Raw genomic sequence first — 12439 nt, 5'->3', positions numbered from 1 at the left:
CCATTTTCGAGCCAGGCGCGCGCCCATTCGGCCACCGCGACGGGCGCGGACCGGTCCACCGCCTTCTTTCGTCATCGTCCCGTCCAGCGGAACCGGCGACCTCACGGGCATCACCGGGACCGGTGACCCGAACCGGTCGTCGCGGACGTCCCGTTAAGTTATGGGATGGAGCCGACCCTAGCGGGCGCGATTCAATTGCTCGGTGAGTTGGGCGCGGGCTGTGGCCAGCGAGGGCCCGTACCAGGTGAGTGCGCGTCCTTCGACGAGGGCGACAGGGATGCCGGGGAAGGCGTCGGGTCCGTCGGTTTCGGTGAAAACGTATGGCTCATCGGGCAGGACCGCCACCTCGACGTCGGTTACCAGGTCGGCCTCGGTGACCCGGGGATATCGGTCGGGGCGGTCCGCGTGCACCAGGCGCAGGCCGAGGCGAGCGGCAAGATCTTCGGTAAAGGTATTGCGGCCGACCACCATCCACGGATTGCGCCAAATAGGAATGACGGCATTGCGGGTTCGCCCGGGCGGCGGGGCGGCCCAGGCGGATTCGGCTTCGCGTAGCCACTTCGGCGGATCGACATCGAGCGCCTCGGTGAACAGGCGCGTCAGCGAGGCAATGGCCTCGGGAACCGTTTCGATGCGGGTGACCCACACCGGTACTCCGGCCTTTCGCAGCCGTTCGACATCGATACGTCGGTTCTCCTCCTGGTTGCACAGCACCAGGTCGGGGGCAAGCTCGATTATGCGGCGCACGTTCGGGTTCTTCGTCCCGCGAATGCGCTCGCAGTCGAGATCATCCGGGTGAGTACACCAATCTGTCACGGCGACAAGGATTTCCGGACAGGTAGCCGCCACGGATTCGGTCAACGACGGCACCAGCGAGACCACCCGGCGCGGCGGCCTGCCGATCGCGACGGGCGCGCCGAGATCGTCGGTCACCATCGCCTGCCTACTACGCATGATCATGGCGCGAGCGCCTCGAAGAGGGCCCGGAGCTCCCGGAGCCCGGTGGCGGCGATGGTTTCGTCCTCGGCAATCATCCGTAATGCGCGTCGCAGCAGTACAGGGTCCAAATCATCCATCGCCGAATGGAATTCGACCTTGGGAAGTTTTGGCAGCTCGGTTCGGTCGCCGTAGGGATCGTCGGATTCGGTGGGGTTGGGGTCGCGTTCGATACCAGCGATGAGCGTGTCGAGATCAAGGCCGCGCAGGGTCAGGATTTCGCGGGGGCGCTCGTCGAGACGTTCGGCCAGTAGATAGCACAACGCGGCGACATGCTTGCACGGCCAGCCGGGGTCCGGGCAGGTGCAGGTGAAATCCAGATCCGCCGCGGTGGTCGGCAGCAGATGCGGTCCGAGCCCGGTCGGCAGGGCACCGGAGGCGATCTCGGCCAGCATGCCGGGGGCGGTGCGGATGGTCTCGATGAGCAGGGCCAGTTCCTCGTCGCGCAGTGGCCGAACGGTGAAGACCGCCGTAAACGGGCGCGGCTGGCTGCCCTGTACTTCCGCGGTCGCCGCACCCGGCACGATCCGGTAGCTGACAACCTGTCCCGACCTGGCATAGGTGCGGCCGCGAGCCAACCGGCCCGGCTCCGACATGGCCTCCACGGCCTCGATCAGCGCTTTACCCCACCAGGTGCGCCCGAATCCACCACGGCGGCTGCGTGCTTCGACGCCGCCGGCCACCGGGCGACGTTTGCCGAATTTGCTGTAATCGGTGTACGCGCTCAATCTCCCACCGCCTCGGCACCGAGGGTGAACAGTTCGCGCAGGTCGTCGGTGCTCAGTTCGGTGATCCAATTCTCGCCCGCCTCGACCGCCAGATCGGCGAGCTGCCTTTTACCGCTGATCATTTCGTCGATCCGCTCCTCGATGGTGTCGACGCAGACCAGTTTGCGCACCTGCACATTGCGCTGCTGCCCGATTCGAAAGGCACGGTCGGTGGCCTGGTTCTCCACGGCCGGATTCCACCAGCGATCCAGGTGCACAACATGATTGGCGGCCGTGAGGTTGAGCCCGGTGCCACCTGCCTTGAGCGACAACAACATTAGCGGCGGTCCGTCCGATTCTTGGAAACCGGTGACCATGGCGTCGCGTCGCTTCTTGGGCACGCCGCCGTGCAGGAATGGAATCGGCGTGCCGAAGCGCTCGATCAGGTACGGTGCGATGAGATCGCCGAATTCCCGAAACTGGGTGAACAGCAGGGCTTTTTCACCGTCTGCGAGTACCGAATCGAGCACATCCTCCACCAGCGCCAGCTTGCCGGAACGATGGCTGCCGCGATGCAGCACGCCGGAGCCATCCCCGAGGAAGTGCACCGGATGGTTGCATACCTGCTTCAGCCGGGTCAGCGCGCCGAGCACGGCACCCTTGCGTGCCATGCCTTTCGCATCCTTGATCTTATTCATCATGTCGTCGACCACCGCCTGATACAGCGCGGCCTGCTCCACGGTCAGGTTGGCCCGGACCGTCATTTCGAATTTCTCCGGCAGGTCATTGATCACGGTGGGATCGGTCTTCACCCGGCGAAGCACGAACGGCTGGGTGATCATCCGCAAGCGGCTGATGGCGTTTTCGTCGCGCTCGCGCTCGATGGGCACCACGAAACGCGCACGGAAGGTCTGGGGCGTGCCGAGCAGCTTCGGATTGGCGTAATCCATGATCGACCGCAATTCCTCCAGCCGATTCTCCACCGGAGTTCCGGTGAGCGCCAAGCGATGTCGCGCCGGCAATGATCGCGCCGCGCGCGCCTGCCTGGTTGACGCGTTCTTGATGTGCTGCGCCTCGTCCAGCACGACGCGATCCCACCGCTGGCGCCCCAGCTCGACCGCGTCCCTGGCCAGCAGCGCGTACGTGGTGATGACCAGATCCGCCGCCGCGATCGCGGCATCCAACTCCTGCCCCGCCAGCCGCCCGACCCCATGATGAACCCATACCCGAAGATCCGGCGCAAACCGCTCCGTCTCTCGCTGCCAGTTCCCCACCACCGACATCGGACACACCAATAACGTCGGCCCGATAACACTTGGTTGGCCGCGGTCGTCGCCCGGTTCACGATGTGAGAGGGCCCCGGCTTCGCGCTCATGCACGAGGAGGGCGAGCACCTGCACGGTTTTGCCGAGGCCCATATCGTCGGCGAGGATTGCGCCGCAACCCAATCGGCTCATGGTGGCCAGCCAGGACAGGCCTCGTTCCTGGTAGGGGCGTAGCTGAGCTTTCAGCCCGATCGGCGCGGCCACCGGCTCGGGTTCGCGAGCGTGATCGAGGAGTTCGGCGGCCCAGCCGGTCGCGGTGACCTCGGTGATCGGCACCTTCGCGACGTGGCCGGCGCCGAGTTCGCCGATCAGGTCGGCGAAGGTGAGTTCGGTGTCGTCGGTGTGGGCGGCGACGTAGCGGGCGGCGGCGGCGAGCACCTTGTGGTCGGCCTGCACCCATTCGCCTCGCAACCGCACGAGATCGGATTTCGAGGTGATCAGCCGCTGCATCTCGGCGGCGGTAAGCACTGTGTCGCCGAGTGCGAGCTCCCAACGGTAGGAGACGAGTCCGCGCATCCCGACGGTGCTTTCGGCGGCGGGCACGGCGCTGTCGACCCGCATGCGCATGGTCGGGGCGGCGATGTTCCAGGCTCGCGGCAGCAGCAGCCGAATCCCCTCCGACCGCAGCGCGTACGCACCGTGTGCGACCAGGTCGGCGACAACCTCGGTCGGCAGCAGCAGGTCGAGAGCACGCGGGTCGGCCGGGAGATCACGTAGCCGCGGATATGCGCGCTGCGCCGCACCGAGCTTCTCCACCGCAGTGCGGACAAGACTCGAATCACCGTGTAGTGGAACGGGATTCGGAGCCTCTCCCTCGGATTGCAGGCACACCTCCAGCCGCCACAAGGCCACCGATCCGTCCTCGATGCCGAGCTCGCCGTCCGGCTCGAGCAGCCGCAGCACCAATTCCGGCTCGTCGCCGGTCAGCGTTGCTCGCCAGCGCTCCAGCGTCTCGGCCAGTTGGTAGCTCGCGCCGTCGAGCGCGGCGTCATCGACCAGCGCCACGATCAATGGATGTGACGTGGGCGGCGGATCCAGCAGTTGCCTGGCGATGGGATCGGTGAGCTCGCCGACCATATCGTCCAGCAGTGCGCCGGGCCTGCCCGCGACGCGCAGCGCGGCGGGCATGGCGACCGCCAATTCGGCGAGCCAGGCACGCTGTCGCTCCCCGCCGACGAGCCGCCATCGCACCCACCACTGACCGTCATCCCGACGCAGCTCAGGCACGATCCGCCCCGCCCGCACCCAGCGTTCGACACCGTGCGCGACATGAGCGAGAAACCGCAAGTCCCCCGACACCGTCTCCACCGGCAACCGTTGCCGCAATGCCACAGCGGCGGCCGCAGGCGCCATCGCATGCGCACGCACCCGCTCGGTAGTCGTCCCGGCACCAAGCACATCGGCCCGATGCCGGAACCGCGAACCCGCCAGAATCCCGCCCAACGGTTCGGGCACCGCGACAACCGGCGGCTCCTGCCACAGCAGCAACCCCGATTCCAGCGTCCATAACCCGTGCAGCATCACCCCATCCAATCAGGCACCGCCGACACCCCGATTCCGGCGGCCGAGCGGTACCTGGATGCGGCAAACGTCGAGTGCCCCCTCGACCATGTGCCGCTCGCGATAGGCCGGTTCGAAAGTGAGAGGAACTGGCGATGTGGGCGATTTCGGAACATACTTGGATATCCCCTGGTCATTGCAATGGAAGGCCGAGAAACGGAGGGCAGCAGCATGACGATTCTGCTCCAGGTACTCGAGCAGAGCTTCACACCGACAACGCCGTGGGAACGACGCAAATTCACCTTTATCAATACCGCCACGATCGTCGGAATGCGGTTGGACGGTCTGTGCGACGTGTGGCTGGACCAGACTCGTCCCGGTGAATCACAACGCTTGGCCCGCACCATGGATCCTCGTGAGGCGATCACGTTCCTACTCACCACCTTCGCCAAGATCGCCGAGTGCGAGGAACGCGGCGGATCATGGCTGATCGGGCATGACGGCGAGCACACCGAATCAATCGCGGCCACCAGATTCCCGCCACACGCGAATACGGTCGCCGAAGATGATCTGTTGGCGCGCGCCTGGTTGTGAGACCGCTCAGGCGCCGGTTGCGACCGGTCGTTTCGGGTCGTTCGACCACTGCGACCAGGAACCTGGGTAGAGCGCGGCGGGCACGCCCGCGATGGCGAGCGCCGCGACCTGATGGGCCGCGGTGACGCCGGAGCCGCAGTACACCGCTACCGGACCGGATCCGAATTCGGCGAAACGGGTGCGGAGTTCTTTCGCGGCGAGGAATCGGCCGTCGGTGCCGAGGTTCGCCGCGGTCGGTGCGCTGTGGGCACCGGGTATGTGGCCGGCGCGCGGATCGATCGGCTCGGTCTCACCGCGATAGCGCTCCCCCGCGCGCGCGTCGAGCAGAACGCCGTCCCACTTCGCCGCGGCGTCGGCATCGATGGTCGGTAGGTGGCCCGGGCTGAGTTCGACATCACCCGTTTCGGGGTCGGACTCGGTGCCGGTAGCGAGCTCGCCGCCCGCGTTCGTCCACCCTGGCAGGCCGCCGTCGAGGATTCGCACGTCCGCGATACCGGCCCAGCGCAGCAACCACCATGCGCGCGCCGCCGCCATACCGCCGGTGGCGTCGTAGACGGCGACCGGATCGCCGTTTCGGATACCCCAGCTGCGCGCACACTTCTCCAGCTGCGCCAGCTCGGGCATGGGATGACGGCCGCGCGTCGGTGACGGTGGCGCGGCCAGTTCGGTCTCCAGATCGACGAACACCGCGCCGGGGATATGACCGTCGAGATAGTGCTGCGGACCGTCCGGGTCGCCCAGTGCCCAGCGGACATCGAGCAGTCGGAAACGATTGTCCGCCAAGGCTTCCCGCAACCCCCCTGCCGAGATAAGTACCGCGCTCACCACAGCTCCTCGCCTCAGAGTCTCCCACCTCGATCATCGACGTCACCACCCTACGCACCGAGGCGGGGAATTCAGACCAGTTTCGGGGCACTGGCTGGTGACATCCGCAACTGGCCACGGCAATATCCGGGGAATGTCTCAGGTTTCTCCGGTGCCCGCTGTGCCTACCGCGCCCGAAGCCGAGCAAGCACCCCTTGGGCCGTCAACATCTGATATCGAAACACCATCGAAGGTCGGGCTCGCGCACCCGTTGGGCGCGGGCGTCGTCACCGCGCTAGTCGGATTCACCAGCTCGTTCGCAGTCGTCCTGAGCGGTTTGACCGCAGTCGGCGCGACATCGGCCCAGGCCGCCTCCGGGCTGCTCGCCTTGTGCGTGATCCCAGCCGTCGGCATGATGCTGCTGAGCTATCGGTATCGGATGCCGATCACTTTGGCCTGGTCGACGCCGGGCGCCGCGCTGCTCGCGAGTACGGGTGCGGTGGCGGGCGGTTGGGCGGCGGCGGTCGGTGCGTTCGCCATCACCGGCGTGCTGATCGTGATCACCGGATTGTGGCAGCGGCTCGGCGGGCTCGTCGCCGCCATCCCAGTGGAGATCGCACAGGCCATGCTGGCCGGAGTACTGCTGCCCCTGTGCCTGGCACCGGTGAAAGCGGTGCAGACCAGTCCGGCGGTGGTGGTGCCGGTGATCGTTGTCTGGCTGGTGTTGCAGCGCGTGGCCAAACGCTGGGCGGTAATCGCCGCGTTCGCCACCGCCGCGATCGGCGCCGGGATCAGCATCGCCGTGCAACACAAACATCTGGATCTCGCGGCGATGACGCCCTCGCTCGAACTAACGCTGCCGCACTGGAATTGGCAGGCGATCATCGGTGTCGCGATCCCGCTGTACGTCGTCACCATGGCCTCACAGAACATTCCCGGGACCGCGGTAATGAGTTCCTTCGGATATCGGGTGCCGTGGCGTGCGTCGATGACGGTCACCGGGATCGGCACCATGCTCAGCGCTCCCGCCGGTGGTCACGCGATCAACCTGGCCGCCATCAGCGCCGCTCTTTCCGCGGCACCCGCCGCGCACCCGGATCCGAAGCGCCGCTGGATCGCCACCTTCACCGCGGGCGCCACCTATCTGATCGTGGCACTCGGCTCGGCCGCGGTGGTCACACTCATCGCCACCGCACCGAGCGGCACCCTGGAAACAGTTGCGGGCCTGGCCCTTTTAGCGACTCTCGCGGCGGCGTTGACCGGCGCCATGAAATCCGAACAGCACCGCGAGGCGGCCGCGGTCACCTTCCTGATCGCCGCATCCGGCGTCGGCTTCGTCGGCATCGGTGCCGCCTTCTGGGCTCTGCTCGCCGGATTGGTCGTCCGCCAGGTGCTTGCGTACCGAAAGGACTGACCATTGGGAAGACCGCTCAACGCCGCCTGAGCGATGCGGCCGTCATACAGGTCAGACGCGGCTCAGCAGGGTAAGTGGATCTTCGAGCAGACCCGCCACCGTGGCGAGGAAGCGCGCGGCGAGTTCGCCGTCGATCATGCGGTGGTCGAAGCTGATGCCGAGGGTGGTGACCCAGCGGATGGCCAGTTCGTCGCGAAATACCCAGGGCAGCTTGCGGATCGAACCGAGGCACAGAATGGCCGCCTCGCCCGGATTGACCAACGGCACCCCGATGTCGACACCGAAGACTCCCACATTGGTGATGGTGAAGCTACCGCCGCGCAGGTCGGTAGGTGTGGCATTGCCCGAGCGCGCGGTGTCGGCGAGCCACCCGATCTCCCGGCACAACTCACGCAGGCTCAACGCCTGCGCTTCCTTGAGATTGGGCACCAGCAGGCCGCGGTCGGTGGCGACCGCGATGCCAAGGTTCACATACCGCTTGGTGACGATCTGCTGATTCGCTTCATCCCAATAGGCATTGATGGCGGGAAATTCCGTGAGCCCGGCGAGGACGGCCTTGGCGACCAACGACAGCGGCGTCAGCGTGAGACCAGTGAACGACTTGGTGGCGCGCAAGTGGTCGAGCAGCTCCATCGACGCGGTGCAATCGAGAGTGACGAACGTGCTGGCCTGCGGGATGGTGCGGGCGCTGGCGACCATGGCCGCCGCGGCGCGTTTGCGGATGCCGTGGATCGGGGTGCGCTCTTCGCGGTCGGTGGGCGCTACGATGCCGCCGGGCGCGCCGGCACTGGTCGGCGCGGCGGCTGCGGTACGGGTGGCGTCGGCTCGCGGTTGTGAGAGCGGGACCGCGCCACGCACATCGTCGACGGTCACCGCGCCATCGGGCCCGGACCCCGCGACGTACCAGAGGTCGATACCCAGTTCGCGGGCGAGTTTGCGTGCCGCCGGAGTCGCCGCCACCCGACTGGTCTGCGGTTCGCCGGCCTCTGTATTCGCCTGTACAGAAACGGGTTCCGATGACACCGGTCGACTCCTGCGCGAGACGAATTCCCCTTCGGGCCCATAGCCGACCAGCACGGAGGCATGCCCGGCTCCGTCCTGCGGTGTCGTGACCTCGGCCGTCGTCGCGATGTCCTGCTCGGCGCGTACCCGGATCAGCGGCGCGCCCACCGGTACAGTGTCGCCGGGCTGGGCGAGCAGTTCGACCACCGTCCCCGAGAACGGCGATGGCAGTGCCACCACAGCTTTGGCCGTCTCCACCTCCGCGATCGTCTGATTCAACTCCACCGGGTCGCCGACGCCCACCGACCACGACACCAGCTCGGCATCGCTGAGTCCTTCTCCGAGATCGGGCAGCCGTAATTCCAGGATGTGACCCGAATCGTCCACGGGCGCAGAATCTTCCACAGGAACCTCGTACAGAGCGGTCAGGCGGCAAGCGAGCGGTCGAGCGCCGCGAGGATACGGTCGGCGTCGGGCAGGTGGTGGCGTTCGAGCTTAGCCGGGGGATACGGAATATCGAACCCACCGACACGCAGCACCGGCGCCTCCAGCTGATAGAAGCAGCGCTCGGTGATCCGGGCGGCGATCTCGGCGCCGAGCCCGGCGAACACCGGCGCCTCGTGCACCACAACCAGCCTGCCGGTCTTGGCGACCGATTCCTCGATGGTGTCGAAATCGATCGGCGAAAGACTGCGCAGGTCGATCACCTCGAGCGAATGACCTTCCTCGGCAGCAATTTTCGCGGCCGTCAGCGCGGTGGCCACGGTGCCGCCATACGCGACGACGGTGGCATCGTCGCCGGTGACACACACTCTCGCCTTGTCCAACGCCGGCTCATCGGGCGCACCGAAGTCGACATCGGCCTTGTCCCAATAACGCCGCTTGGGTTCGAAAAAGATGACCGGGTCGTCGAGCGCGATCGCCTGGCGGATCATGAGATACGCGTCCGCCGGATTACTCGGCGTCACCACCCGCAACCCGGCGGTATGCGCGAAGTACGCCTCCGGCGATTCAGAATGGTGCTCCACCGATCCGATCCCGCCACCGAAGGGAATGCGAATAGTGATGGGCACCAGCACCTTTCCCTGCGTGCGGTAGTGAACCTTGGCCACCTGCGAAACGATCTGGTCGAACGCCGGGTATACGAATCCGTCGAACTGGATCTCACATACCGGCCGATAGCCGCGCAGTGCCATGCCGAAAGCCGTTCCGATAATGCCGGATTCGGCCAGCGGGGTATCGATGACGCGATTGTCACCGAAATCCTTCTGCAGCGTGTCGGTCACCCGGAATACCCCGCCGAGGCGACCGATGTCCTCACCCATCAGTACGACCTTCGGGTCGTCCTCCATTGCCCGGCGCAGCCCGATATTGAGCGCGGCCGCGTAGGTGGTGGTCATGTGCGGACTCCTTCCAGTCGCGCGGCGGACTCGCCGGGATCACCGGCCGAGTACTCCGCGTAGTCCCCGCGTTCCTGCGTGATCAGCGGATGCGGGGTGGCGTAGACGTGATCGAACAGCTGTGACGGCGCTGGATCCGGCATGTCGATCGTCGCGCGGCGCAGCTGGTTGGCTACCTCGTCGGCGTGCGCGCCGACACTGCGCTCGAACTCCTTGTCCCACAACGACTCTCGCTCCAGCAGCTTGCGCACCCGGTCGATCGGGTCGCGGCGCTGCCACTGTTCGGTTTCGGCGGCGCTACGGTAGCGGGTGGGATCGTCGGCGGTGGTGTGCGGGCCGATCCGGTAGGTCAGCGCCTCGATGAACGACGGACCACCGCCGCAACGCGCCCGCGCGACGGCCTGCCTGGTCACGGCGAGTACCCCGAGCACATCATTGCCGTCGACCTGAACACCGGGGATGCCGTAGCCGTAGGCGCGACGCACGATCGGAGTGGCGCTCTGCACCCGGACCGGCGAACTGATCGCCCAGTGGTTGTTCTGGCACAGGAACACCACCGGAGCGCTCCAACTCGCGGCGAATCCGAGCGCCTCGGCGATATCGCCCTGGCTGGTGGCGCCGTCGCCGAAGTAGGCGATGGTCGCGATCTCGGCGCCGTCGAGATGTGCGGCGTATGCGTATCCGGTGGCGTGCAGGCCCTGCGAGCCGACGACGATGTTCGGGTTGGTCATGTTCACCGCGCCGGGATCCCAGTTGGAGTGCGCGACCCCGCGCCACATTCTGGTGAGCTCGGCCGGTTGGACGCCGCGGCAGTAGGCGACGGCATGCTCGCGGTAGCTACAGAAAACGTAGTCATCGGCGTGCAGCGCTCGCGCGGACCCGACCTGGGTGGCCTCCTGTCCGAGCATCGGGGCCCACAATCCGAGTTGCCCCTGGCGTTGCAGGGCGGTTGCCTCGACGTCGATCCGGCGGGTCACGACCAGATCTTCATACAGCGCACGCAGTTGTTCGGGTCCGATGTCGGCGACCACGGCGGCGTGCTCACGGTCGAACACACGGCGACCGTCGGGCTGGATCAATTGAACCGGATAGTCAGACCTATCTGACATCGGTGATCGCCTCCTCAGCTGCGACGCCGGGCGCATGTGTCCTACATCACTCAGCATCCACCTGAAAGCTGACTGCGCAAGTGCGCAATATGAGAATGAGCAGAATGCCCAATTGGGCAGAGCCACTCGATGCCATACTGCGTTGTATGTCTAGTGGAGAACCCGTCGATGCCAGCTTGGACAGCACCGACGCGCGATTGTTGCTGGAACTGGCCACCAACCCGCGCGCGACCGGCGTAGAGCTGGCCGCCCGGCTCGGCCTGTCGCGCAATACCGTGCAGGCTCGGCTGTCGCGCTGGGAGGCGAACGGGGCGCTCGGCGGGTTCGAGAGGCGAGTCGAACCCCGCGCGTTGGGCTACCCCCTGTCGGCGTTCGTCGCCGTCGTCGTCGACCAGCATCAACTCGATTCGGCGGTCGACGAACTCGCCGAGGTGCCCGAGGTGACCGAGGTGTGCGGTATGACCGGCTCGACCGATCTGACGGTCCGGGTAGTCGCCAGGGACGCCGATGACCTGTACCGAATCGCCGGGCAGATCCTGAAGATTCCCGGTGTGGAACGCACCAATATGGCGCTGGTCATGCGCCAACTGGTCGGCCCGCGCACCGCGCCACTGCTCGACCGACTGTCTCGATCGAACTAGAGTAGGCCGCCGGATTCCGGCACACGTTCACACTGACCGGATGACGTCCGGCAACATCCATTTCCGACAGCGCCCATTAGGGTGCGGACATGGAGATTTCGGGCAAGGTTGCGATCGTCACTGGGGCCGGAGCGGGGATCGGGGCGGCGCTCGCGCGACGGCTCGTCACCGGCGGAGCGCGAGTGGTCCTCGCCGACCTCGATTCGAATGCCGTTGCCGCGGTTGCCGATTCCCTCGGCGCTGACGCCATAGGGATCGGCGGCGATGTCGTGGACGAGAAGGTGATTCAAGGGCTCATCGATCGCGCCGAGGCCGAATTCGGTCCGGTCGACCTGTATTTCGCCAATGCGGGGATCGGGGGTGGCCCCGGGCTCGACAGCACCGAGGCACAATGGTCGGCCGCGCTGGAGGTCAATGTCCTCGCCCACGTACGCGCCGCCCGGCTCCTCGTGCCGAGCTGGCTCGAGCGTGGCAGCGGCTACTTCATCACCACCGCGTCGGCCGCCGGGCTGCTCACCCAGATCGGCTCCGCCCCCTACTCGGTCACCAAACATGCCGCCGTCGGCTTTGCCGAGTGGCTGTCGGTCACCTACGGAGACAAAGGAATTCGCGTCAGCTGCGTATGCCCGATGGGCGTCGACACGCAACTGCTTCGCGGCGGCATAATCCCCGAGGAGACCGCCGCCGCCGAACTGGCAATCAAAGCCGTCACCACCGCGGGCGCGGTCCTCGCCCCAGAACAGGTCGCCGACATCGTCATCGAAGGCGTGTCCGCCGAACACTTCCTGATCCTGCCGCACCCGGAGGTCCTCGAAATGTACCGTCACAAGAGCGGCGACTACGACCGCTGGCTCAACGGCATGCGCCGTTTCCAGGCTGCCCTGCGAAACTAGCCACGGCCACCCGGATGGAGCAACGCAACCGCCTCTCACGGATCGCTCGGCGCC

11 protein-coding genes are annotated in these 12439 nt (G+C 66.5%); 4 read left to right on the top strand and 7 right to left on the bottom strand.

Features of this window, described 5'->3' with window-relative positions; all coding sequences use genetic code 11:
• Window positions 1-177: 177 nt before the first annotated feature.
• The 3 genes from LKE06_RS12435 to LKE06_RS12425 are packed head-to-tail and all read right to left on the bottom strand — an operon-like array spanning window position 178 to window position 4549.
• Complete coding sequence (locus LKE06_RS12435; protein WP_255648545.1) at window positions 178-960, bottom strand: helical backbone metal receptor; 783 nt, start codon at window positions 958-960, stop codon at window positions 178-180.
• The gene (locus LKE06_RS12430; RefSeq protein WP_227998768.1) at window positions 957-1724 is read right to left on the bottom strand and encodes an SWIM zinc finger family protein; all 768 of its coding nucleotides are present in this window, start codon (window positions 1722-1724) and stop codon (window positions 957-959) included. Before LKE06_RS12430 ends, LKE06_RS12435 begins: the two co-directional genes overlap by 4 nt.
• Window positions 1721-4549: a DEAD/DEAH box helicase gene (locus LKE06_RS12425; RefSeq protein WP_227998767.1), complete on the bottom strand. Its 2829-nt coding sequence runs from the start codon at window positions 4547-4549 to the stop codon at window positions 1721-1723. Before LKE06_RS12425 ends, LKE06_RS12430 begins: the two co-directional genes overlap by 4 nt.
• 210 nt (window positions 4550-4759) lie before the next feature.
• Between LKE06_RS12425 and LKE06_RS12420 the strand changes: the two genes are divergently transcribed.
• The gene (locus LKE06_RS12420; protein WP_227998766.1) at window positions 4760-5122 is read left to right on the top strand and encodes a hypothetical protein; all 363 of its coding nucleotides are present in this window, start codon (window positions 4760-4762) and stop codon (window positions 5120-5122) included.
• Between the two features lie 6 nt (window positions 5123-5128).
• Here the strand turns inward: LKE06_RS12420 and LKE06_RS12415 are convergent, their stop codons facing one another.
• Window positions 5129-5947, bottom strand: a complete 819-nt coding sequence (locus LKE06_RS12415; RefSeq protein ID WP_227998765.1) for a sulfurtransferase — start codon at window positions 5945-5947, stop codon at window positions 5129-5131.
• A 133-nt stretch (window positions 5948-6080) separates the two neighbouring features.
• Here LKE06_RS12415 and LKE06_RS12410 point away from each other — a divergent pair, with 133 nt between their 5' ends.
• Window positions 6081-7340, top strand: a complete 1260-nt coding sequence (locus tag LKE06_RS12410) for a benzoate/H(+) symporter BenE family transporter (RefSeq protein ID WP_227998764.1) — start codon at window positions 6081-6083, stop codon at window positions 7338-7340.
• Window positions 7341-7391: 51 nt separating this feature from the next.
• Here the strand turns inward: LKE06_RS12410 and LKE06_RS12405 are convergent, their stop codons facing one another.
• From LKE06_RS12405 to pdhA, 3 genes are read right to left on the bottom strand one after another with little or no spacing between them, the layout of a single operon-like run.
• Entirely contained in the window at window positions 7392-8729 is a 1338-nt protein-coding gene (locus tag LKE06_RS12405; RefSeq protein ID WP_227998763.1) for a dihydrolipoamide acetyltransferase family protein, read from the bottom strand.
• A gap of 38 nt (window positions 8730-8767) precedes the next feature.
• Entirely contained in the window at window positions 8768-9742 is a 975-nt protein-coding gene (locus tag LKE06_RS12400) for an alpha-ketoacid dehydrogenase subunit beta (protein ID WP_227998762.1), read from the bottom strand.
• The gene (gene pdhA, locus LKE06_RS12395) at window positions 9739-10851 is read right to left on the bottom strand and encodes a pyruvate dehydrogenase (acetyl-transferring) E1 component subunit alpha (RefSeq protein ID WP_227998761.1); all 1113 of its coding nucleotides are present in this window, start codon (window positions 10849-10851) and stop codon (window positions 9739-9741) included. The genes LKE06_RS12400 and pdhA overlap by 4 nt, the downstream gene beginning before the upstream one ends.
• 146 nt (window positions 10852-10997) lie before the next feature.
• Between pdhA and LKE06_RS12390 the strand changes: the two genes are divergently transcribed.
• On the top strand, window positions 10998-11492 hold the full coding sequence (locus LKE06_RS12390) for an Lrp/AsnC family transcriptional regulator (protein WP_227998760.1): 495 nt from the start codon (window positions 10998-11000) through the stop codon (window positions 11490-11492).
• Between the two features lie 89 nt (window positions 11493-11581).
• Window positions 11582-12385 carry an SDR family oxidoreductase gene (locus LKE06_RS12385; protein ID WP_227998759.1) on the top strand — a complete coding sequence of 268 codons (804 nt, stop codon included), beginning with the start codon at window positions 11582-11584 and terminating at the stop codon, window positions 12383-12385.
• Window positions 12386-12439: the final 54 nt, after the last annotated feature.

Source organism: Nocardia australiensis (assembly GCF_020733705.1).
GTDB classification, from domain to species: Bacteria; Actinomycetota; Actinomycetes; order Mycobacteriales; family Mycobacteriaceae; genus Nocardia; species Nocardia australiensis.
Note: the sequence above shows the minus strand (reverse complement) of the source record. Positions and strands in the feature narration are given on the sequence as shown.

What these genes read in the sequence shown, in the direction of transcription:
- LKE06_RS12425 (WP_227998767.1), bottom strand. Translation starts at nt 4,549, where the DNA reads ATGCTGCACGGGTTATGGACGCTGGAATCGGGGTTGCTGCTGTGGCAG.
- LKE06_RS12385 (WP_227998759.1), top strand. Translation starts at nt 11,582, where the DNA reads ATGGAGATTTCGGGCAAGGTTGCGATCGTCACTGGGGCCGGAGCGGGG.
- LKE06_RS12420 (WP_227998766.1), top strand. Translation starts at nt 4,760, where the DNA reads ATGACGATTCTGCTCCAGGTACTCGAGCAGAGCTTCACACCGACAACG.
- LKE06_RS12400 (WP_227998762.1), bottom strand. Translation starts at nt 9,742, where the DNA reads ATGACCACCACCTACGCGGCCGCGCTCAATATCGGGCTGCGCCGGGCA.
- LKE06_RS12390 (WP_227998760.1), top strand. Translation starts at nt 10,998, where the DNA reads ATGTCTAGTGGAGAACCCGTCGATGCCAGCTTGGACAGCACCGACGCG.
- pdhA (WP_227998761.1), bottom strand. Translation starts at nt 10,851, where the DNA reads ATGTCAGATAGGTCTGACTATCCGGTTCAATTGATCCAGCCCGACGGT.
- LKE06_RS12410 (WP_227998764.1), top strand. Translation starts at nt 6,081, where the DNA reads ATGTCTCAGGTTTCTCCGGTGCCCGCTGTGCCTACCGCGCCCGAAGCC.
- LKE06_RS12435 (WP_255648545.1), bottom strand. Translation starts at nt 960, where the DNA reads ATGATCATGCGTAGTAGGCAGGCGATGGTGACCGACGATCTCGGCGCG.